The sequence below is a fragment of the Pseudoalteromonas sp. 120-MNA-CIBAN-0494 genome (genome assembly GCF_040308885.1).
Lineage (GTDB): Bacteria > Pseudomonadota > Gammaproteobacteria > Enterobacterales > Alteromonadaceae > Pseudoalteromonas > Pseudoalteromonas nigrifaciens.
Window position 1 is genome coordinate 1 of the sequence record NZ_JBEOOE010000148.1, and the last position, 273, is coordinate 273.

General features: G+C 47.3%; 1 protein-coding gene. It reads right to left on the reverse strand.

The window, feature by feature from the left end:
- Positions 1-273 (reverse strand): response regulator (locus AAEY55_RS18310; RefSeq protein ID WP_350552675.1); only part of this gene is annotated, 273 nt, incomplete at both ends.

Genomic DNA, 273 nt, shown 5'->3' on the forward strand with positions numbered 1-273 from the left:
GTGCATGACAGCAGAGTCACCGATCAAACGGCTATCCAACATTTGCTGCTCGGGTGAGCATTCAGGTGTGGTTTCTGCTTCGTTATTTTGGTGAATGACCTTGAGCGCATTTTCGACCAACTGGCGTAAGCGTGGCAGCTCAAGCGGTTTATTGACGAAATCAAAAGCCCCTAACTTCAACGCTTCTATAGCCAAATCCATACTACCATGGGCAGTAATCACGGCTATTGGTGTACTAGAGTTATTGCTGATGTCCTTGACCAACTCTAGTCC